18 protein-coding genes are annotated in these 18,434 nt (G+C 64.6%); 8 read left to right on the top strand and 10 right to left on the bottom strand.

Annotation, left to right across the window (positions count from 1 at the left end):
- Nucleotides 1-222 precede the first annotated feature (222 nt).
- The gene (locus ACM42_RS09735; RefSeq protein WP_271527783.1) at nucleotides 223-1,368 is read left to right on the top strand and encodes a YjgN family protein; all 1,146 of its coding nucleotides are present in this window, start codon (nucleotides 223-225) and stop codon (nucleotides 1,366-1,368) included.
- A 3-nt stretch (nucleotides 1,369-1,371) separates the two neighbouring features.
- Nucleotides 1,372-2,481, top strand: coding sequence for a M48 family metallopeptidase (locus ACM42_RS09730; protein ID WP_271527712.1), 1,110 nt, complete (start codon nucleotides 1,372-1,374; stop codon nucleotides 2,479-2,481).
- Nucleotides 2,482-2,499: 18 nt separating this feature from the next.
- On the opposite strand, the gene ACM42_RS09725 is transcribed toward ACM42_RS09730, so the two are convergent.
- The 5 genes from ACM42_RS09725 to ACM42_RS09705 form a co-directional block, all read right to left on the bottom strand.
- Nucleotides 2,500-2,712, bottom strand: coding sequence for a hypothetical protein (locus ACM42_RS09725; protein ID WP_271527711.1), 213 nt, complete (start codon nucleotides 2,710-2,712; stop codon nucleotides 2,500-2,502).
- Nucleotides 2,713-2,837: 125 nt separating this feature from the next.
- On the bottom strand, nucleotides 2,838-3,467 hold the full coding sequence (gene upp / locus ACM42_RS09720) for a uracil phosphoribosyltransferase (RefSeq protein WP_028179165.1): 630 nt from the start codon (nucleotides 3,465-3,467) through the stop codon (nucleotides 2,838-2,840).
- 165 nt (nucleotides 3,468-3,632) lie between these two features.
- On the bottom strand, nucleotides 3,633-4,871 hold the full coding sequence (locus ACM42_RS09715; RefSeq protein WP_271527710.1) for a URC4/urg3 family protein: 1,239 nt from the start codon (nucleotides 4,869-4,871) through the stop codon (nucleotides 3,633-3,635).
- A 7-nt stretch (nucleotides 4,872-4,878) separates the two neighbouring features.
- Nucleotides 4,879-6,135 (bottom strand): GTP cyclohydrolase II, encoded by a 1,257-nt coding sequence (locus ACM42_RS09710; protein WP_271527709.1) that lies wholly within the window; start codon nucleotides 6,133-6,135, stop codon nucleotides 4,879-4,881.
- A gap of 435 nt (nucleotides 6,136-6,570) precedes the next feature.
- Nucleotides 6,571-7,113 carry a hypothetical protein gene (locus ACM42_RS09705; RefSeq protein WP_271527708.1) on the bottom strand — a complete coding sequence of 181 codons (543 nt, stop codon included), beginning with the start codon at nucleotides 7,111-7,113 and terminating at the stop codon, nucleotides 6,571-6,573.
- A 134-nt stretch (nucleotides 7,114-7,247) separates the two neighbouring features.
- On the opposite strand from ACM42_RS09705, the gene ACM42_RS09700 reads away from it, so the two are divergent.
- Nucleotides 7,248-8,372, top strand: a complete 1,125-nt coding sequence (locus ACM42_RS09700; RefSeq protein WP_271527707.1) for a threonine synthase — start codon at nucleotides 7,248-7,250, stop codon at nucleotides 8,370-8,372.
- A 186-nt stretch (nucleotides 8,373-8,558) separates the two neighbouring features.
- Here the strand turns inward: ACM42_RS09700 and ACM42_RS09695 are convergent, their stop codons facing one another.
- On the bottom strand, nucleotides 8,559-9,374 hold the full coding sequence (locus ACM42_RS09695; protein WP_271527706.1) for a DUF2927 domain-containing protein: 816 nt from the start codon (nucleotides 9,372-9,374) through the stop codon (nucleotides 8,559-8,561).
- A 94-nt stretch (nucleotides 9,375-9,468) separates the two neighbouring features.
- Nucleotides 9,469-10,047 carry a L,D-transpeptidase gene (locus tag ACM42_RS09690; protein WP_271527705.1) on the bottom strand — a complete coding sequence of 193 codons (579 nt, stop codon included), beginning with the start codon at nucleotides 10,045-10,047 and terminating at the stop codon, nucleotides 9,469-9,471.
- 263 nt (nucleotides 10,048-10,310) lie between these two features.
- Here ACM42_RS09690 and ACM42_RS09685 point away from each other — a divergent pair, with 263 nt between their 5' ends.
- Entirely contained in the window at nucleotides 10,311-11,858 is a 1,548-nt protein-coding gene (locus tag ACM42_RS09685) for an acetolactate synthase large subunit (protein ID WP_271527704.1), read from the top strand.
- A 38-nt stretch (nucleotides 11,859-11,896) separates the two neighbouring features.
- Nucleotides 11,897-12,415 (top strand): hypothetical protein, encoded by a 519-nt coding sequence (locus ACM42_RS09680; RefSeq protein WP_271527703.1) that lies wholly within the window; start codon nucleotides 11,897-11,899, stop codon nucleotides 12,413-12,415.
- A gap of 62 nt (nucleotides 12,416-12,477) precedes the next feature.
- Here the strand turns inward: ACM42_RS09680 and ACM42_RS09675 are convergent, their stop codons facing one another.
- The 3 genes from ACM42_RS09675 to ACM42_RS09665 form a co-directional block, all read right to left on the bottom strand.
- Nucleotides 12,478-13,425, bottom strand: a complete 948-nt coding sequence (locus ACM42_RS09675) for a hypothetical protein (protein WP_271527702.1) — start codon at nucleotides 13,423-13,425, stop codon at nucleotides 12,478-12,480.
- Nucleotides 13,426-13,773: 348 nt separating this feature from the next.
- Nucleotides 13,774-15,705: an AI-2E family transporter gene (locus ACM42_RS09670; protein ID WP_028182142.1), complete on the bottom strand. Its 1,932-nt coding sequence runs from the start codon at nucleotides 15,703-15,705 to the stop codon at nucleotides 13,774-13,776.
- A gap of 470 nt (nucleotides 15,706-16,175) precedes the next feature.
- Complete coding sequence (locus ACM42_RS09665; protein WP_271527701.1) at nucleotides 16,176-16,409, bottom strand: DUF3551 domain-containing protein; 234 nt, start codon at nucleotides 16,407-16,409, stop codon at nucleotides 16,176-16,178.
- A 253-nt stretch (nucleotides 16,410-16,662) separates the two neighbouring features.
- Between ACM42_RS09665 and ACM42_RS09660 the strand changes: the two genes are divergently transcribed.
- The 3 genes from ACM42_RS09660 (at nucleotide 16,663) to greA (ending at nucleotide 18,129) form a co-directional block, all read left to right on the top strand.
- Nucleotides 16,663-17,001, top strand: a complete 339-nt coding sequence (locus ACM42_RS09660) for a hypothetical protein (protein WP_271527700.1) — start codon at nucleotides 16,663-16,665, stop codon at nucleotides 16,999-17,001.
- A 106-nt stretch (nucleotides 17,002-17,107) separates the two neighbouring features.
- Nucleotides 17,108-17,587: a hypothetical protein gene (locus ACM42_RS09655; RefSeq protein ID WP_271527699.1), complete on the top strand. Its 480-nt coding sequence runs from the start codon at nucleotides 17,108-17,110 to the stop codon at nucleotides 17,585-17,587.
- A gap of 59 nt (nucleotides 17,588-17,646) precedes the next feature.
- On the top strand, nucleotides 17,647-18,129 hold the full coding sequence (gene greA / locus ACM42_RS09650; RefSeq protein WP_271527698.1) for a transcription elongation factor GreA: 483 nt from the start codon (nucleotides 17,647-17,649) through the stop codon (nucleotides 18,127-18,129).
- The last annotated feature ends 305 nt before the right edge of the window (nucleotides 18,130-18,434 follow it).

The following is an 18,434-nucleotide window of genomic DNA, read 5'->3' as shown; positions in this document are numbered from 1 at the left end:
AGCAAGGGAGAGTTTTGCCACATCCAACCTTCACGAGAGCGTCGGACGGCCGTCACGCCGCCACGCGAACGTGACCTCCCGCACGCCGCGCGGTGGAGAATCGTGCAAGAAGCCTGTTGGAATCGAGGTAAATCGAACCGGCCCAGCTTGGGGATCGACTAATCTCTGATCTATAGTTTGACCGCGACAGATCCGCACCCCGAGGTTGCTGACGTGAACGATATGCAATGGAGCCCCATTGGCTCCGAACCGTTGCCGCCGCCGCTGCCGCCCACGCGGGTCGATTTCTCCGGCGACCGCTCCGAGTTCCGTAGAATGGTCACCAGGGGTGCCATGCTGGAGCTCGTCACCTTCGGTTTCTACCGGTTCTGGCTGGTCACCGACATTCGCCGCCATCTGTGGGCCAACACTGCGATCGACGGCGATGCAGCCGAATATACCGGGCGGGCCAAGGAGCTTCTGATCGGCTTCCTGGTCGCGCTCGCGATCCTGGTGCCGATCTACCTCGCGTATTTTCTGATCGGTATCGAGTTCGAGCGCTGGCAGGGCTTCGCCTCTTTGCCGCTGTTCATCGGCTTCTACGCTTTCGGCCAGTTCGCGATCTTTCGCGCGCGGCGCTACCGCCTGACGCGTACGGTCTGGCGCGGCGTGCGGTTCTGGATGGACGGCTCGGGCTGGGCCTATTCGCTCCGCGCCATGCTGTGGGGCTTGCTCGTGTTCCTGACGCTCGGCCTGGCGCTGCCGTGGCGCGAGGCCGCGCTCGAGCGCTACAAGATGCAGCACACCCATTACGGCGACCTCTCCGGCGACTTCGAGGGCGACGGCTGGACCTTCTTCAAGCGCGGCTGGTGGCTGTGGCTGCTCAGCCCGGTCGCGCTCGTGATCTTTCCGCTCGCACCGTTCTTCTACGCCGAGTTCAAGGCGCGCGAGTGGCGCTGGTGGCTCGACGGCATCCGCATCGGCGGCGTCAGCCTGTCCTCGAACCTGCCTCATGACGCCTTCTACGGCCTGTACTGGAAGGTGGTCGGCTGGTGGACGCTGCTCTCGGCCGCGTTCGGTGCTTACATGGTCGGTGGTACCTTGCTCGTCGTCCAGCTCACCGGCGTGCCGGTCGATCAGGTATTCGAGCCTGGCGACGGCGCGAACAGCATCCCGGTTGTGGCAATGATGGTCATCGGCTATTTCGCCGTAGCGCTTGCCATCAACATCGTCATGCGCGTCTATCTCCAGCGCGATCTCTGGGCGAAGGTGCTGGAGACGGTCGAGGTGCACGACATCGCGGCCGCGGCGAATGTGCAGGGGCGCGGCGAACTCGCCGGCGCGCTCGGCGAAGGGTTTGCCGATGGACTGGATGTTGCAGGATTCTGAACCGTGAGTGACGTGTCCCCCGGGGTCCCGGCCGGGTCCTCAAAGCCGACCATCTTCTTCGACGGCGTCTCGAGCCGCAGGCGTCGGGTGATGCTGACGCTCGGCGATTCGCTCGAAATCGCCGAGGACGGCGAAGCACCCATTCGCTGGGCCTATGCCGATATCCGCCGCGCCGACGGCCCGGCCGGCGTTTTGCGTCTGGCCTGCACATCGGCCTCGCCTCTGGCGCGGCTCGAGATCCGCGACGCGGCAGTGGCGGCAGATGTGACCGCGCGCTGCCTGCACCTCGACGAGCACCGGACCACGCGCCGCGGCACTGCAAAGATCGTGGGCTGGTCGGTGGCCGCCGCCGTCTCCATCGTCTGCGTCGTCTTGTTCGGCGTGCCGCTCGCCGCCGATCGTCTCGCACCGCTGGTGCCGAAACCGGTCGAACGGCGCATCGGCGATGCCGCCGAAGTGCAGATGAAAACGATCTTCGGCCGCAGCGTCTGCGAAGATGCCGCGGGCAAGGCCGCCTACACCAAGCTCGTCAACCGGCTGCGCGATGCGGCCGGCCTCGACGACACCATGACGGCGGGCGTGCTGCCGACCTCGGTACCGAATGCCTTCGCGCTGCCCGGCGGCAAGGTGTTCGTGCTGAAGGGCCTGCTCGACAAGGCCGAGAGTCCCGACGAGCTCGCCGGCATCCTCGCCCACGAGCTCGGCCATCTCAAGCATTACGACAACATGCGCGGCCTGATCTACAATGGCGGCACCTCGTTCCTGATCGGCCTGTTGTTCGGCGACGTCACCGGCTCCTCGGCCGTGATCTTCGCTTCGCGCAGCCTGGTCGAGGCCTCCTATTCGCGCGAAGCCGAGACCGGCGCCGACACTTTCGCGATCGAGATCATGCACAAGCTCGGCCGCTCGCCAAAACCCGCGGCCGAATTGATGTTCCGTATCACCGGCAAGGAGGGCGGTTCCGGTCTCACCACGATCCTCGCCAGCCACCCGCTGACCGAGGACCGCCTCGCGCGCATGACGAAGGAGGATCGTCCCGCCAGCGGCCCGCCGCTGCTGACCGACAAGGAGTGGCAGGCGCTGAAGGGCATTTGCGGCAGCGGGAAGGTATGACGGCCCGCGCTCAGCGCATCACTTCGCAGGTGCAGCAGGTGGATTCGATCCGGTGGTGACGTTCGGCGCCGTATTCGGATCGGAGGTCGTGGTCTGTGGCCCCACCTGGCGCCCATTGTAGAAGAAGACGGTCGCGACCACGGCGATCACGAAGATCGCGCCGACCGCCCAGCCGACCGGGCTGTTGCGGCGTGCTCTGTCGGCCCTGCGGTCGTCATCCTGATAGGTCATCGTGCTCTCCATCGCAATGCAGGAGAACATCGCGCGACGGAAGCTGTTCCTAAGGCATGACCCGGAAAAGTGTGCAGCGGCTTTCCGAAAAGATCATGCTCGAACAATATAGGTGCGTGCAGCGCTTACCGCGTCCCGTAAGCGCGGTCGCCGGCATCGCCGAGGCCCGGCAGGATGAACCCGTTCTCGTCCAGACCTTCGTCCACCGCCGCCGTCCAGATCGGCACGTCCGGGTGCAATCCGCGCAGCCGCTCGAGGCCTTCCGGCGCGGCGATCAGGCAGGCGAGGCGGATGTCCCTGGCGCCGCGCTCCTTCAGCCGGTCGATGGCGGCGACGGCGGTGTTGGCGGTGGCGACCACCGGCGTCACCACGATCGCCAGGCGCTCGCTGAGATCGGACGGCGATTTAAAGAAATACTCCACCGCGGCAAAGCTGTGCGGCTCGCGGTAGAGCCCGATATGCGCGACACGCGCGGTCGGCACCAGATCCATCATGCCGTCGACGAAGGTGGTGCCGGCGCGCAGCATCGGCACGAACACGAGTTTCTTGCCGGCGATCTTGGCCGAGTGCATCGTCGCCAGCGGCGTCTCGATGACGGTGTCGGCGAGCGGCAGGTCGCGCGTCACCTCGTAGCACAGGAGCATGCCGATCTCCTTGATCAGCTCCCGAAACGATTTGGTCGAGATGGATTTGTCCCGCACCAGCGTCAGCTTGTGCTGCACCAGCGGATGATCGACGATCGTGACGCCTTCCATGATGGGATGCTCTCTTCTTCCCTTCTCCCCTTGTGGGAGAAGGTGGCGCGAAGCGCCGGATGAGGGGTCTGCTTCCACGAACTCAAGCGAGAGATATGCCCGCGGAGACAACCCCTCACCCGGCTTCGCTTTCGCGAAGCCACCCTCTCCCACAAGGGGAGAGGGTTAGAACACGGTACCGTCGCTGATCACCTTGAGCGGCGGCGAACCATCGGGACGGCGCGAAAAGGCAATGGTCCGGCCTGCGGCCCAGGTGCCGCCTTCCAGGACGCTGGCGAGCGGCAATGTCTCCGGCGAGCGGCCGAGCTTGGCGCGAACCAGGCCGGCCAGCCGGTCCAGCAACGCGACCGTCAGCGCGCGCCACTCCACGACGAGCAGCGAATCCACCGCATGCGCGCGCTCGGCATCGGCGGCGTCGCGCAGGCGCAGCACCTCGTGATCGACGAACAGTCCGCCGTTGCGATATTCGGCCAGCCCGGTCAGGCCGTCGATGTCGGTGACCGCGAATCCGGCGCGCTGGAGCGGCTCGATCAGCGAATAGCTCAGCCATTGCGACAGCTTGTGCAAGGGCACGAGGCCCGCAGTTGCGTCGTCCGCCGTGATCGCCGGATGACGCCAGCAATCGCCGAGCGGGATTCCTGCAAGCTCGAGCCGCGACGGCCAGATCGGCCCGAGCTGGTTCAGCACCGCGGAGAGGATCGCGGGCGCGGCAATGGCATCGCCATCCGCCTGCGCCGCGATGTGATCGAACAGGCCGCCCGGCCGCGGCGTGTCGTGCAGGCCGAACACGTCCGCACGCTGTGTCACCAGCTTGCCCAGTCGTCGCAGCAGATCGGTGCGCCCTTCGAGGCCGAGCAGCGGATTGGCGTCGCTCGCCTGAAAGGCGGATGTGAGTGCGGCGGGCGGCAGCATTGCGAGCACATCCGCATCGGCCCTGAATGACGCACGCGCATCGCGCGAGAAGAGGCCGCTCGCGAACATGTCGAGACTCGCGATCGCAAGCCCTTCGGAGCGGCCGATGGCTTCGCCGGTCGCGGCGTCGCGGTATCGCCATGCAGCGCCCGCGCCGGCATCGAGCAGCACGCTGATGATCGCAAGATCGAATTCCGCGCGCGCCCGCGCGGCGCGATCAGGCCAGGACGCAGCATCGGCAAGCCGCGCCCAGCGGTCGACGCCGCCAAGCACAAAATGCCGCCAGCGCGCGTGGAAGGGGACATCCAGCGTCGGATAGGCCTTGCGCGTGACCGCAAGCACCGCCTCTGCGACCTCATCCATGCGGTCGAGATCGATCGTGAAATGTGAGAGCTTGCCGGCAAGGCCGAGATCGAGCATCTGCCCCGCCCGCGTGCGCACCGCCTTTGCGGTGAGCAGCGAGCGTGCCTGTAGTTCCAATGCGTCCGCCATCGCGCGATCAGTATTTTTCCAGCGAACGCCCGACCACGCCGTTCACGTCCTGCTCCGGCGCGATGTCGGTCGAGTAGTAGCCGGCGGCCTTCTTCGCGGCGATCTCGACATGGGCATCGGCCGGGATCAGCTCCAGCGGGATCGGTACGCGCTCGACGATGTCGATGCCCTGCGAGGTCAGCGCGTCGTGTTTCATGTCGCTCATCGAGAGGAAGCGGTCGATGCGTTTGAGGCCGAGCCAGTGTATGGTATCCGGCATCAATTGCTGGAAGCGTGCGTCCTGGACGCCGGCGACGCATTCGGTGCGCTCGAAATAGGCGGCGGCCGCATCGCCATCCTCCTGGCGCTTGCGGGCGTTGTAGACCAGGAATTTCGTGACCTCGCCGAGTGCGCGGCCCTCCTTGCGGTTGTAGACGACGAGCCCGAGCCCGCCCTCCTGGGCGCCGCGCGCGGATTCCTCGATGCCGTGGATCAGGTAGGGCCGGCAGGTGCAGATGTCGGAGCCGAACACGTCGGAGCCGTTGCACTCGTCATGCACGCGGCAGGTGATCCTGGTGCGATGGTCCGGCAGCTTGGTGACGTCGCCGAACAGATAGACCGTGGTGCCACCGATCGGCGGCAGGAACACTTTCATGTCCGGCCGCGTCACCAGCTCCGGGAACATGCCCGCGGTCTGCTCGAACAGCGTGCGCCGCAGCTCGGTCTCGCCGGTGCCGAAGCGCGCGGCAAGCCCCGGCAGGTACCAGACCGGATCGATCGCGATCTTCACCACGGAGACGCTGCCATTGGCATGCACGACCTCGCCGTCGGCACGGAGCCGCTTTGCGGCCAGCGCCTCGCGGATTTCCGGCAGGTCCAGCCGCGCCCGCGTCACCGCGATGCTCGGGCGGATGTCGGCGCCTTCGGCGATCTCCTGGCGGAAGTTCTCGGCGACGAGATGCCCCCAGGGATCGAGCGCGACGATTTTGGTGGGATCGCTCCATTGCGGGAACGGCCCGATGGTCGCGGCGGGAAAGGTGTTGGTGAGGTCGGGGCGCCGGATGGGATCGAGCGCGCCGGCGGAGACGGCGAGCGCGCGGTACATCGCATAGGACCCGCCATGGCTGCCGATCACGTTACGATCCCCGGTGCGCGACACCGTGCCGATGATCGGCCCGCGGGCGCGCGCGTCAGTGGCGCCCCAATGGATCGGAAAGGCGGCCTTCCTGCCCGGCTCCGGATGGGAGGTGAGGCGGATGTGGTCGGTACGGTTGGCACGGCTCATGTCCAGGCTCCCAAAAAGCCAACGGCCCGCCGCTCGGACGGGCCTGGCTCGCTTGCGAGGCCGAACCGGCGGCGCAAGCTCAATCCAACATATTGTAGCGGCCGACGACGACAGACAAGTTAATCGTGCCGGAGCCGGTCAAGCAAGCAATCGCAGGTCCGTCCTGATGTTCCGGATCTGGACCTATATCTATGTAATCATTCGTATTTTTGAAGGGAATGACGGCGTCCGAGCGAGACCGATTGCCGGTCACCCCTGCCGCGTCCGGATCACTGCGCGAAACGCGGGTTCGGAGGCAGGCCTGAAGCCAATCCGCGCGTCGTCCAGAAAGCCTGTCAGCGCGCGGCGGATCGCATCCGCCTCGGGATGAAAATCTCGAACGCCATCAGCGAACAGCCGAGATCGGCCATGCGCGAACCCGGATGGGGGCCTTGGTCAGAGGTTCAATTCCTGCTGAAGCTCCTCCAGGCTGCAGCCATATCGCGCGACGAGATCGGACCAAAAACGGATGTGCTTGAACTGGCTCAGCGGCACCCGGAAATCGGATGGAGCATTTTCTCGCTCGAAATAGTCATCGAGGTCCGTCCCGTAGTAGATCGTGTCGAAGCCGAAGACGGAAAATACCGGGTTGCCCGCTTCGTGCGGCTCCTCGGGCAGGTATCGATGGCCGATCAAGGGGATCAGTTTGGGCGCGCGCAAGACAACATCTCGTACGACCTCTTTTCGCGCTTGCAGATCGGAAGGCCTCTCTCCCCATTCCGGCCACCAGTGCGGATTGTGCTCGAGGGAGCCGAGCAGCCGTTCGAGAGGAAAGTCGAGAGCGTGCCTGATCGCAGCGTCGTCATTCCAGTCATGTCCTTCGACCGGACGCTTCTCTCTCAGAAGGGCGACCAGGTCAGGCGGAAAGGTCAGGCCAAATCGCTGCTGGGCACGGTCCAGCTCGTCCTGACTGTAGCCCTTGGTCCATTGAACGGTCATGGCTGCCTGCACACGCTGCGAAGAGATGTCCATCTTGCACGAATTGGCCGCGTTTACACCCTCACAACGGCTGACTGGATAAAACCGTCGTATTCAGACATATCGACCGGATCGGCTCTGCCCCGGAGACTCCCATGCCCGCCAGCTACATCGATCCCTGCAACGGACTACTCTATCCCCTCGACCAGCCACGCTGGTGCTCGGACGAGCGCACGCCGCTGCTGGTGACGCCAGGGGCGGGGATCTCGCGCGACGATGTCGATACGCGCACGCGCTCGCTATGGCGCTACCGGGCGGCGCTGCCGGTCGAAATCGTGAACCCGATCACGCTCGGCGAAGGCTGCACGCCGCTGGTGCAGCAGGGCTGGGGCGATTTGCGCCCGCTGTTCAAGCTCGAATGGTTCAACCCGACCGGCAGCTTCAAGGACCGCGGCTCTTCCGTGATGTTGTCCTTCCTGCGGCAGATCGGCGTCGATGCCATTCTGGAGGACTCGTCGGGCAATGGTGGCTCGTCGATGGCAGGGCTGGGCGCCGCCGGCGGCATGCGTGTGAAGATTCTCGCTCCCGCCTCGACCTCGCCGGCCAAGATCGCGCAGGTGAGGGCCTATGGCGCCGAGGTGCAACTCGTCGAAGGTCCACGCGAGGAGTCGGAAGCCGAGGCCATCCGCCAGTCGAGCCAGACCTTCTACGCCAGCCACAATTGGCAGCCGTTCTTCCTCGAAGGCACCAAATCGCTCGCCTACGAGATCTGGGAGGATCTCGGCTTTCGCGCACCCGACAACGTCATCGTTCCCGTGGGCGCCGGCAGCAGCCTGCTCGGCTGCGCCTTCGGCTTCCGCGAGCTCTTGAAGGCCGGGCAGATATCGAAGCTGCCGCGCCTGTTCGCGGTGCAGCCGCTGAATTGCTCGCCGATCGATGCGAGCTTCAAGGCCGGCGTCGATACGCCTGTCGCGCGCGAGGTGCACAAGACCATCGCCGAAGGCACCGCGATCAAGAATCCCCTGCGCCTGCGCGAGATCATCGGCGCCTTGCGCGAGAGCGGTGGTCGCACGATCGCCCTCACCGAGGACGAGATCGTCGCCGCGCTGCGCCGTCTCGCGCGCCAGGGCCTGTTCGCCGAGCCGCCCAGCGCCAGCGCGGCGGCGGCACTGGACAAGCTCGCAGCCGCTGGTGCGATCAAGGCGACGGAGACCACGGTCGCGGTCCTCACCGGCACCGGGCTGAAGGCCGCGACGACTGTGGCTGATCTGGTGCAATAGGTCGGAGCGGGCGCCGTGCTTACCCTCCCCTGGAGGGGGAGGGTCGATCGCGCGCAGCGCAAGCGCGGTGGGGTGATCTCTCCACTCGGGCAGTCCCCGTGAGGATAGATCACCCCACCCCGTCTCACATTTCGCTGCGCTCAATGCGAGCCGACCCTCCCCCTCCAGGGGAGGGTAAGAACGACCTCACTCCTTCAAATCATTCACCCGCTTCACCCAGGCGCGCACATCTTTGAGCACGGCGGGCAGCACCGCCTTGACCTCCGCCACGGTCATGCCCGCTTTGATGCGGGGGTCGTACAGCAGATTGAGGATGTACTGGTCGTAGATGTCGAAATAGCCCATCGAGACGTTGTCGTTGAACATGGTCCACGGCACGCTCGCAGTGTCGTTGATGGGCCCGAGCGATTGCAGGAGCTCCTCATAGGCGCAGTCGAGGAAGACGAAATCGCCGTTGTCGACGGTGAGGATGACGTCGGAATGCTCGATCTCGAAATCGTCGTTCTTGCGAAAGCCGGACAGGCATTGCGGGTCGAGCGAGGTGCGGATCTCGCGCGCCTTCTCGGCGCCGTAGAAGCTCGAGATGGTGCGGAAGAGATCGCGGTCGCGCACCAGCTTCACCCGCACATTCGCCGCTTCGTTGGTGTCGATCATGGCGATGTCGAGATGCTGTACGCGCCTGCCGATGTCGGCCACGACCTTTGCGAGCTGCGTCTTGCGGTCGGCGCGGTCGCTCTCGGCGAACACGCGCACCGGCCCGTCGAACTTGCGAATGCGGTCGACGCGGCCGGCGAGATGATATTCGGCGCCGAATGCCGTCTTCAGGAAGCCTTCGACGATCTCGCCGTCGGTGAAGCTCTTCTTCTCGGCGCGCTGACGCGAGGAGACCGCGGGCAATTCGCCCGCGGCGGCCATGGAGGCGGTGTCAGGCACCAATATGAACGCGGCGAGCGCCAATAGGGCGAAGCGAAGGGCAGGCGAGGACGGAGTCAATGCGCTCATCGTTGCCCGACGCTGCCGCATTCGCCCCGCGCAGACAAGTCCGCAAATTCACGCGCCCTGCGGGTTCCGCCGCGTTCAAGCCCCCGGTCTTGCTTCAGTTGTTCAGCACCACCACCGTGGTGCCGACCGCGACGCGGCTGTAGAGATCGGTGACGTCGTCATTGGTCATGCGGAAGCAGCCCGAGGAGACCGCCTGGCCGATCGTCTCCGGCTCGTTGGAGCCGTGGATGCGGTACAGCGTCGAGCCAAGATACATCGCGCGAGCCCCGAGCGGATTGTCGACGCCGCCCTTCATGTGGCGCGGCAGGTCGGGCCGGCGGGCCAGCATCTGCGACGGCGGCGTCCAGTCCGGCCATTCCTTCTTGGCGGTGATCCTGTGCACCCCGCCCCAGCGGAAGCCGTCGCGGCCGACGCCGATGCCGTAGCGGAGCGCCTGGCCGTTCTGGAGCACCAGATAGAGCCGCCGCTCCCTGGTGTTCACCACGATCGTGCCGGGGGCGTAGTTGCCATTGTACATGACGGTGGTGCGGGGAACGGGATTGGCGCCGGAACGGAAGAAGTTCGGGCCGCCGCCCATGATGTCGCGCGTGTCGAACTCTTCGGCGAACGCGCCACCCGCCGTGGCCGACAGCAGTGCGATGGCGGCAATCGGCGCGGCAAAAAACCGGATCATTGTCTCCCCCAGAAAGAAATCGATTCAATGAACGTCACAGGCCATATTTGCGGGGATTCCGCAAGCCACGGGCCCGTGAGGGCCGCCATGCTCGACGATCGGCGTTACCAAATCGGCAACCACAATTTGCCGAAAACCATTAGCCAAACCGGCGCATCGTCACGCGGGGCAGGGCGGCGCCTGCGGCTATTGCTTTGACGGGACGCGCGAACAATGATTGATCGGACGGATATCTGGACATGGCCGGTTGCGGGAGCTTTGGGATGAACGGTGCGGAAAGCCTGGTGCGGACGATGGTCAAGGGTGGGGTGGACGTCTGCTTCACCAACCCCGGCACCTCCGAGATGCATTTTGTCGCGGCGCTCGACCGCGTGCCGGGCATGCGCTGCGTGCTCGGCCTATTCGAGGGCGTGGTGACGGGCGCTGCCGACGGCTATTTCCGCATGAAGGGAACGCCGGCCTCGACGCTGCTGCATCTCGGCCCCGGCCTCGCCAATGGACTTGCCAATCTGCACAATGCCAAGAAGGCCAATTCCGGCATCGTCAACATCGTCGGCCAGCACGCCGTCTACCATATCGGCTACAATGCGCCGCTGACGTCCGATATCGAGGGCCTTGCCCGGCCGATGTCGTCCTGGGTCCGCACCTCGCCGGATGCCAAATCGGTCGCCGCCGACGGTGCCGCGGCGATTGCCGCCGCCAAGAGCGCGCCGCCGCAGATCGCGACCCTGATCCTGCCCGCCGACACCGCCTGGAACGAGGCCGACGGCATCGCCGAGGTTCCGGCCGAGCAGCAACGCGCGAGCTATTCACCGCAGGCGGTCGAGCAGGCCGCAAGAATCCTGCATGGCGACGGCGAGGGCACGCTGCTCTTGATGACCGGCAGCGCGCTGAGCGAGCAGGGCCTGGCGCTTGCCGAGCGCATCGCCGGCAAGACCGGCTGTACCGTGATGGGCCCGACCTTCCGCCCCAAGATGGCGCGCGGCCGCGGCCGTTTCTCGATCGACCGCATCCACTACGTCATCGATCAGGCGCTGCCGATGCTGGCCAAGTTCCGTCACATCGTGCTGGTCGAGTCCGACGATCCCGTGGCCTTCTTCGCCTATCCGAACAAGCCGAGCATGCTCAAGCCGCAAGGATGCGAGGTCCATCGCATGACCTCCTGGGGCGAGAATTCGGTCGCGGCGCTGGAGGCGCTCGCCGGCGCGGTGAAGGCCAGCTCCAGGGACGTCAAGCCGCAGGCTTTGCAGGAACTGGTCAAGCCGACCGGCGCGCTCACCTTCGCCTCGATCGCGCAGGCGATCGCCTGTGCGATCCCCGAGAACGCGATCATGGTCGACGAATCCCTGACCACCGGCCGCGGCTTCTTCCCGCCGACGGCGGCAGCCGCCCCGCACGACTGGCTCCAGAACATGGGCGGCTCGATCGGCTTCTCCACGCCGCTGTCGATTGGCGCTGCGATCGCCTGCCCGGATCGCAAGGTGATCACCATGGTCGGCGACGGCAGCGCGATGTACACGATCCAGTCGCTGTGGACGCAGGCCCGCGAGAACCTCGACATCGTCACCATCGTGTTCGCCAACCGCATCTACCAGATCCTGCGCGGCGAGTTCGACAATGTCGGCGCGGGCGAGCCCGGCCAGCGCGCCAACGACATGCTCAGGCTCGACCGCCCGACGCTCGATTTCGTGGCGCTGGCCAAGGGCATGGGCGTGCCAGGCCGCGCCGTCACCAATGCCGAGGAGTTCAACAAGGCGCTGGCCGAAGCGGTCGCCGAGCCCGGGCCGCGGCTGATCGAAGTCCAGATGTAGGACATCAACAGACAGAGCGCCGCGAGCCCGGAGGCACGATGCAGACCGAGCTGAACAAGGTGATCGCGGCGCTCCAGGACTTCTACGCCCACGAGGGTTTCCTGTTCGAGAAGGACATCGGCGAGCGGGCGGTCACCCACCGCTTCGCCGTGCATCTGGAGAAGCAGTTTTCGGGCTGGTCAGTCGATTGCAACTACGACCGGCTCGGCGAGCGCACGCTGCATCTGCCGCACGGCACCATCATCTCGACCGACGACCATCTCGGCAAGTCGATCTACCCCGATGTCGTCGTGCATCAGCGCGAGATCCCGAACAATCTGCTCGCGGTCGAGATCCGGAAGGCGAACAATCATACGCCGCTGGAGCATGACGAGCACAAGCTTCGGGCGCTCACCGATCCGAATGTCTGGTTCGCCTACACGATCGGCGTGCTGCTGGTGCTGGATAGAACCGGCGTCATGTTGTCGGACGTCTATTTCGGCGGCGGGCCCGACCGGGCATTGGCGGTGTGGTTCGCCAAGCGGCTGAATGACGCCGGTCTTGCCGGGACCTCGTGAGGGCGCCGGCGAAGAGAACGAATCCTTGGTCCCCTGTTGGTCGGGGCCCCGCTCTTCCTCGCTCAGAACTTGAAGCTGCTCTGGATGAAGGTGCCGTATCGGTCGACCTGATAGGTCTGCGCCTGCCCCGCTGCTCCGCTCGCAGGCTCGGTGAAGTCGTTGATTCCGGTGTGCCAGTACCGGGCGCCAATTCCCACATTTGCGTTGGGCGTAACAGCGTAAGACAGGACCGTCTCGAGCTGGAAGCCATGGCCGTAGCCGCGAGAGGGCTCGGTGCCGAAGGTAAAGTAGTGCGTGTCGAAAGCTCTCACGTCGGAATAGGTGTAGGCGGCATCGACGGTCAGCTTGAGCGCCGGCGTAAACCAGAGATCGGCAACGGCGCCGGCGCGTACGCTGTGCAGGATGTCTCGCTCGGTGATGACCTTGACGTTGCCGGCGAGGGCGTCGGCACCTTCGCAGATCTGACCGCCAGACACGGTCTGTCGACAGCCCCATGCATCGGCCAGTTCGCCGCGGTAATGGTAGCCGACGAAGGCACCCAGACGAAGGCGCGGCTCCGCATTGACCGGGTGGGACTCGTAAAAGGAATAGCCGATATCGAGGTTGGCGTAGGCCAGAAAACCGCGGGTCTGGCTCTCCGTCTTGGTGTACGGCCCGTTGAAGAACGGAGGAAAATCCTCGTCGTTCATGGTGCCGCCGGTCATGCCTCCGTATCCTCCGTAGCCCTTTACGAAGAACTTCATGGGGCTGTCGATCCGGAAGAAAACCTCTCCCGAATGCGTGCTCATGTTGTGATAGTCGAGCCGTGAGATGACCGGGGAATATCGCGAGCCGCTGGTGTGCAAGTCGTAAGCGGTGCGGCCGATGCTGTACCAGTACCGTGCGCCGACCTCGACCTGCCAAAGATTGAGTGGCTCGGGAGCCCTGACAGCCTTGATCGGCAAGTCGGCGGCGACTGCCGGAGCGACCAGCATGAAGAGGCCGGATGCGATGAATGCTGCCTTGTGCACGACGTCCTCAGCCTGCTTGTCTGGATATCCTGCGAATCGGAGTGAAACTTTGAGGCGGATTGTGGTGATTTGCTGCGAACGGAGCAATCCGAAATCGCGCCCGCGCCGCGGGTTCTCGGCCTATCGTAACAACTTTGCACCACACGCGAGAGGCCGGTGACGATATAGCCGCGCGAATGGGCGGCGTACTGCTGGACAGGCGCAACGTCACGGCGTCGGAGGTGTATGTCAGCGGTCTCGCTGATCAGCGCTCTCGCGCTGGGGCGCGAGGTCGACCTCGGCTCGGGTCGCGCAGTAGCAGGCGTACTCACATAAGGGCAGCTTTCGAGGCCGGCATCGATCGCAGCCTCACGCTGCAGCCGTTGTGGATTTATCCTTCTCTGTTTCTTGCCCCTGTTCCCTTGCCCCCGTCGCTTCGATGCACAGCCTGACGGCCTCGCCGATGCTCGTTGCAACGAGGTCAGCCTTGGCGCCCTCCCGCAGCAATTCCAGGGCCGCCGGATCAATGTCCTTGACCCAGCAACCCAGGATGATGGTTGCCTTTGGCAATTTCCGCCTCAGACGCCGGACGGAGTACCGCATGTGTGCCGCGGCGCGGGCATCGAGATAGACCAGGCAAACGATCGCCACGCCCGTCGTATCCAGACGAAAGACGTTCGTCGTGGACAGCGATGCTGCCCCTTCGACCCGCGCAGCGAGCCCGTGCTCAGTCGAGATCTGAGCCAGCATGATCGCGGCCGCCTCGTCGATCAGCGTGCGTCCGGCCACGCACAGGACGGGGTGTTCACCCTGCCAATCCGGCGGAAGAGTTTCTCTGCGGAGGTAAGGCAAATGTTCATTGGCGGCATTCTCTGCGACGCCTTCCACCGCGGACGATGCTTCAGCATCGGTGGTTGAACTGCTCCTCGCCGGCGGCCGGTCGTCCTGATCGGCAAGATCGGCGCCGAATTCGCTGACGGCGTCGCGAATCTTCGTAAGACGTTCCTGGTCGAGCGCATGGCGATCGGCGTCGGCTTGCGCCAGCTGCAAACCCTTCAGGGCGACCTCATCATAATACGAGGCCAGCGAACGCTCCTTCAAGAACTCTTCGGCCTTTTCGGCCGCTTCCGTGGGATCCCCCGCCAGCATCCGCTGATAGAATATTTCCGGAGGAGAAAGCGCCGGTCGGTCTCCGAACATCACGTCGAGAAATTCCAATCGCTCCACATGCCGCCCGAGCACCACCAGGCAAATCGTGAGGGGGGTCGCGAGGACGAGCCCGATCGGTCCCCAAAGCGCTGTCCAGAACGTTGCCGAAGCGACCACGGCAACGGGAGAAAGCCCCGTGCTGCGGCCGTAAACCATCGGCTCGACGACATGGCCCACGATCGGTTCAACGACGAGAAACAGAGCGAGAGTCCAAAGCAGCATCGACCAGCCGGGATCGATGGCTACCGCCAGCGCCACCGGGAATGCGGCCGCGATGACCGCGCCGACATAGGGGACGAAGCGAAGCGCAGCCGCGAGGATGCCCCAGAGAATCGCGCTTGGAATTCCGATGAGCCAAAGGCCGGTGCCGATCACCACACCGAATGCGCCGTTCAGGATGAGCTGGGTCAGAAACAGCTTGCTGAGGCGGCTCGCTGCATCGTCCAGCGCGGCCGTCGTTCGTTGCAGATCCGACGAGCCCGCCAGCCGAATGAAGCGGTTACGAAGATCCTCGCGTTGAATTAGAATGAATACGACGAAAATGATGATGATGCCGGTGGTCGCGAGCGGATGAATGAGCGGAGAAATCAAGGTTCGCAGACTTTCCAACGCGCCGGGATCGGGCTGGCGCACTTCGACCGGTACCGGTGGCGCGGAGGTATTCGAGCCCGCGATAATGCCGGGGCTACGCGCGGATGGGGCGTCTTTCGGCTTATCAAGTTCCTTGCTGAGGTCTTTCAGCATGTCGGAAGCGCGCTCCAGCGTGCCCCTGCCGGCCTTGGTATCCCGAAACGCCTGGATCTTTTCGCTGATCGTCGATTGATATCGGGGCAGGTCACCAGCGAGTTGCGTCAGTTGGGCGGCGAGAAGGCTTCCTATCGCGAAGATCAGCATGAACGCAACGACAACCACGCTCACGACGGACAATCCCCGCGGGACACGGATGCGCTGCAGTATCCCGACCAGCGGCGCCAGCACGAAGCTGAGGAGAATAGCCAGCGCAACGGGCACGAAGATATCCCGGCCGAAATAGAGCATCGAGATGATGATGACGGTCAGAATTGCAGTCGCTACTGCGCTGAGCAGCGCCATCAGTTCTTCGGTGGTGCGTGGTTTGAAGGGCTGTCGCGCTACAGGCCTCATTTGCTGTCCCTGTTCCATCGTCCGCTGAGCGTGCACCGATTTCAGCTGCAAGGGCGCAGGACGACACTGCAGAGGACAGCCGCTCAGGGCACTCGTCCATGCGGTCTTCGTGAGTGGCGGCCGTACTCCGGTCACGCCATCGCACGCCAACCGCTTCGCCCCCAAAAGGTTCCTGGTTGCGGGCTAGACGTGTGCAATGCACAGAATGGGACCGTCGCGAACATTGGTGCTTGCTCTCGCGCCGACGGCGGATCGTTAGACGCCCCTATTCGCGTGTCTGTCTTACGACCGTATCCTTGCCGGCGCCTGTCTGCCCGATAGCTCAACCCGGCGACATGGGTAACACAAGCCTGGTTTCGTTCAGTCTGTTCTGGACGGGGCTGTGGCGGCGCGCGCGTGGTGTGCGCGCCGCCAACTCGTCAGTAATAATAGGACTGCGAGTAGGCGTAGCGCGGGTTGATGCCGCAATAGGCCGACGTTCCGGAAGCCGTGGCGGCACATTGCTGATAGCTGGCGAACTGGCAGTTGCCGGGGTAACCCCAGTGGCGGCCTTGCAGGCAGTACCTGTCGTTTGCGGCCTGGGCCGGGACCGCCGACACTGAAGCGGCGATCAAGGTCGCGAACGATGCAAGGGTGAGGATGGTGCGACGCATTTCAATCTCCTTCGAGGTTGGAACGGCCGTGCTGGCGTTCCCGCTGGACTGTCTGATGCACGGTCATGCCTATATTGGTGTCCGCGACGCCGGATGCGTTCGAGGTGAGATCATCGTGACCGCAGCCGGTGGCGGGCAATGTGATCTCCGCCACAGTTCGCGCGCGGGTTCCGAGCTATTCGACGAACTTGCACGCCTCGATCCCGCGGGACTAGGCTTGCCTTCATTCGGATCAGGCATTTTGGAGGTTCTGATGCAGAATTCATATCTGCCGGCTGCGACGGCCGCGCTGCTGCTCATGATGCAGACGCCGCTTGCGCTGGCGCAGAGTGCTCCGGCCGCCGGCGGAACCGCTACGCCTCCCGCGACAACCGCTGCGCCTGCGGCGACGACGGCAGCGCCAAGCGCAACCACCGACAGCTCCAGCCAGCCGACCGACGCCAGGAAGAGCGCGTCGAAGAAGCCTGCGAGGAAGAAGATGACCCGGCAGCAGGAGATCGATCATTCGATCGATACCGGCACCGTGCCGGCGCGCTATCGCAGCTCAGTGCCGAAGCAGTACCAGCAGTATATTCCGTTCGACAAGCGGTAGCGGATCGCAAGCGGCGTGACGCGACCCAACGTCGTGCCGCCGGTGCCATCGCCGGTGGTGGTCTGCGAGAGCAGTGCTAGAGTAGACCGAAGTCCCGGGGGGAGTAATGAATAACGAGGTGAAGGACGCTGGCCTTGTGGCGATGATCAGCGGCATCCTTGGAGGCAACAGGCGCGCAGACAGTTTTGCACCGCTCGCCGATGGTCCGCCGACTGTGCCGGCGGATGGATTGGAGCCGGGCGAGACGCTCAGCTCCGATCCGGTACCGGCCACAGCCGGGAATGCGTCCGATGACGCGCCGGCTGCCACGAAGCCGGTTGAGCCGCCCGCGCAAATCGCAACCACGCGGGACGGCAAGCGCCTGCTGCCGGCCGAGGCGATCGCCGATCTCGTGCTCGGCGAGCTGCGCAAGCTGGAGGGTTTCCCGAGTTCTGGCGTCTCGGTCACGGTCTATGGCTACCGGAACTGGAACGCCATGCTCACCTTCGCGCCGTTTTCGACCAGTTTTCAGAATGCAACGCGGTTCCGCCAGGCCATGCCGGACCTAGTCTTCAAGCTGCGCCGTTTCGTCGAACTTGAGATATAGTTCAGTGCAATCGGCGGCGCGCGGCGTCGCCATCCCAAACAGCTCGACAGGATCTTCAATTGAGCGTCGCCTTTACCAAGGAAGAGAGCGCCGAAACCGCGTCCGAGACGCTGTTGCCGGATCGCCCGATCTCGCCGCATCCAAACCTCGTGACCGAAGCAGGCTACAAGGCGTTGCAGACGCAGCTTGCCGAGGCGCGCGAGGCCTATGAAGCTGCGCAACGCATCGATGACGTCAACGAGAAGCGCCGGCAGTCGGCCGTGCCCCTGCGCGACGTCCGTTATCTCACCGAACGCTTACGCACCGCGCAGGTCATGCCAGATCCGACCTCGACTGGCGTCGTCGCCTTCGGTAGCACGGTAACGTTCAGCCGCACCGATGGCCGCGTGCAGACCTACCGCATCGTCGGCGAGGACGAAGCCGATCCGAAAGCCGGCTCGATCTCGTTCGTCTCGCCGGTCGCGAGGTCGCTGATGGGAAAGGCGGTCGGAGACGTCGTGGGTTCGGGCAGCCAGGAGATCGAGATTCTGTCGATTGCGTAGCGGCGCTCAGGGTGAGGCGAGGATCGCATGAGCAAACGGCACTCGACAGGAGCGATCTCATTCGCCTAAAGCAGGACCCGAAGGACTGCGTTAGCGCAAAGCGGGAAGCGGTTTTCCGGAAATATCATGCGCAGGAAGCTGAGGCGCAGAGTCCATTCAACCTGATGTCCATCGCGCTAGAGCTGTCCGGAACGGAGACCATGGTAACTGAAGCACGAAGGAAGCAGAGCCCCGGCAGCCGTGCCGGAATTCGGCCTGCGAGACGTCTCGGTTGTCTTCTGTTGGGACCGGTGGTCTCCGCTGTG

Source organism: Bradyrhizobium sp. CCBAU 25338, from assembly GCF_028128965.1.
In the GTDB taxonomy this organism is placed as follows: Bacteria; Pseudomonadota; Alphaproteobacteria; order Rhizobiales; family Xanthobacteraceae; genus Bradyrhizobium; species Bradyrhizobium liaoningense.
This window is presented reverse-complemented; position numbering and strand designations above follow the sequence as displayed.

Coding starts and splice junctions, on each gene's coding strand:
- ACM42_RS09680 (WP_271527703.1), top strand. CDS start 11,897: ATGCAGACCGAGCTGAACAAGGTGATCGCGGCGCTCCAGGACTTCTAC.
- ACM42_RS09685 (WP_271527704.1), top strand. CDS start 10,311: ATGAACGGTGCGGAAAGCCTGGTGCGGACGATGGTCAAGGGTGGGGTG.
- ACM42_RS09735 (WP_271527783.1), top strand. CDS start 223: ATGCAATGGAGCCCCATTGGCTCCGAACCGTTGCCGCCGCCGCTGCCG.
- ACM42_RS09715 (WP_271527710.1), bottom strand. CDS start 4,871: ATGGCGGACGCATTGGAACTACAGGCACGCTCGCTGCTCACCGCAAAG.
- ACM42_RS09710 (WP_271527709.1), bottom strand. CDS start 6,135: ATGAGCCGTGCCAACCGTACCGACCACATCCGCCTCACCTCCCATCCG.
- ACM42_RS09695 (WP_271527706.1), bottom strand. CDS start 9,374: ATGAGCGCATTGACTCCGTCCTCGCCTGCCCTTCGCTTCGCCCTATTG.
- ACM42_RS09665 (WP_271527701.1), bottom strand. CDS start 16,409: ATGCGTCGCACCATCCTCACCCTTGCATCGTTCGCGACCTTGATCGCC.
- ACM42_RS09670 (WP_028182142.1), bottom strand. CDS start 15,705: ATGGCGCTGCTCAGCGCAGTAGCGACTGCAATTCTGACCGTCATCATC.
- ACM42_RS09655 (WP_271527699.1), top strand. CDS start 17,108: ATGAATAACGAGGTGAAGGACGCTGGCCTTGTGGCGATGATCAGCGGC.
- ACM42_RS09660 (WP_271527700.1), top strand. CDS start 16,663: ATGCAGAATTCATATCTGCCGGCTGCGACGGCCGCGCTGCTGCTCATG.
- ACM42_RS09700 (WP_271527707.1), top strand. CDS start 7,248: ATGCCCGCCAGCTACATCGATCCCTGCAACGGACTACTCTATCCCCTC.
- ACM42_RS09705 (WP_271527708.1), bottom strand. CDS start 7,113: ATGACCGTTCAATGGACCAAGGGCTACAGTCAGGACGAGCTGGACCGT.
- upp (WP_028179165.1), bottom strand. CDS start 3,467: ATGGAAGGCGTCACGATCGTCGATCATCCGCTGGTGCAGCACAAGCTG.
- ACM42_RS09690 (WP_271527705.1), bottom strand. CDS start 10,047: ATGATCCGGTTTTTTGCCGCGCCGATTGCCGCCATCGCACTGCTGTCG.
- ACM42_RS09725 (WP_271527711.1), bottom strand. CDS start 2,712: ATGACCTATCAGGATGACGACCGCAGGGCCGACAGAGCACGCCGCAAC.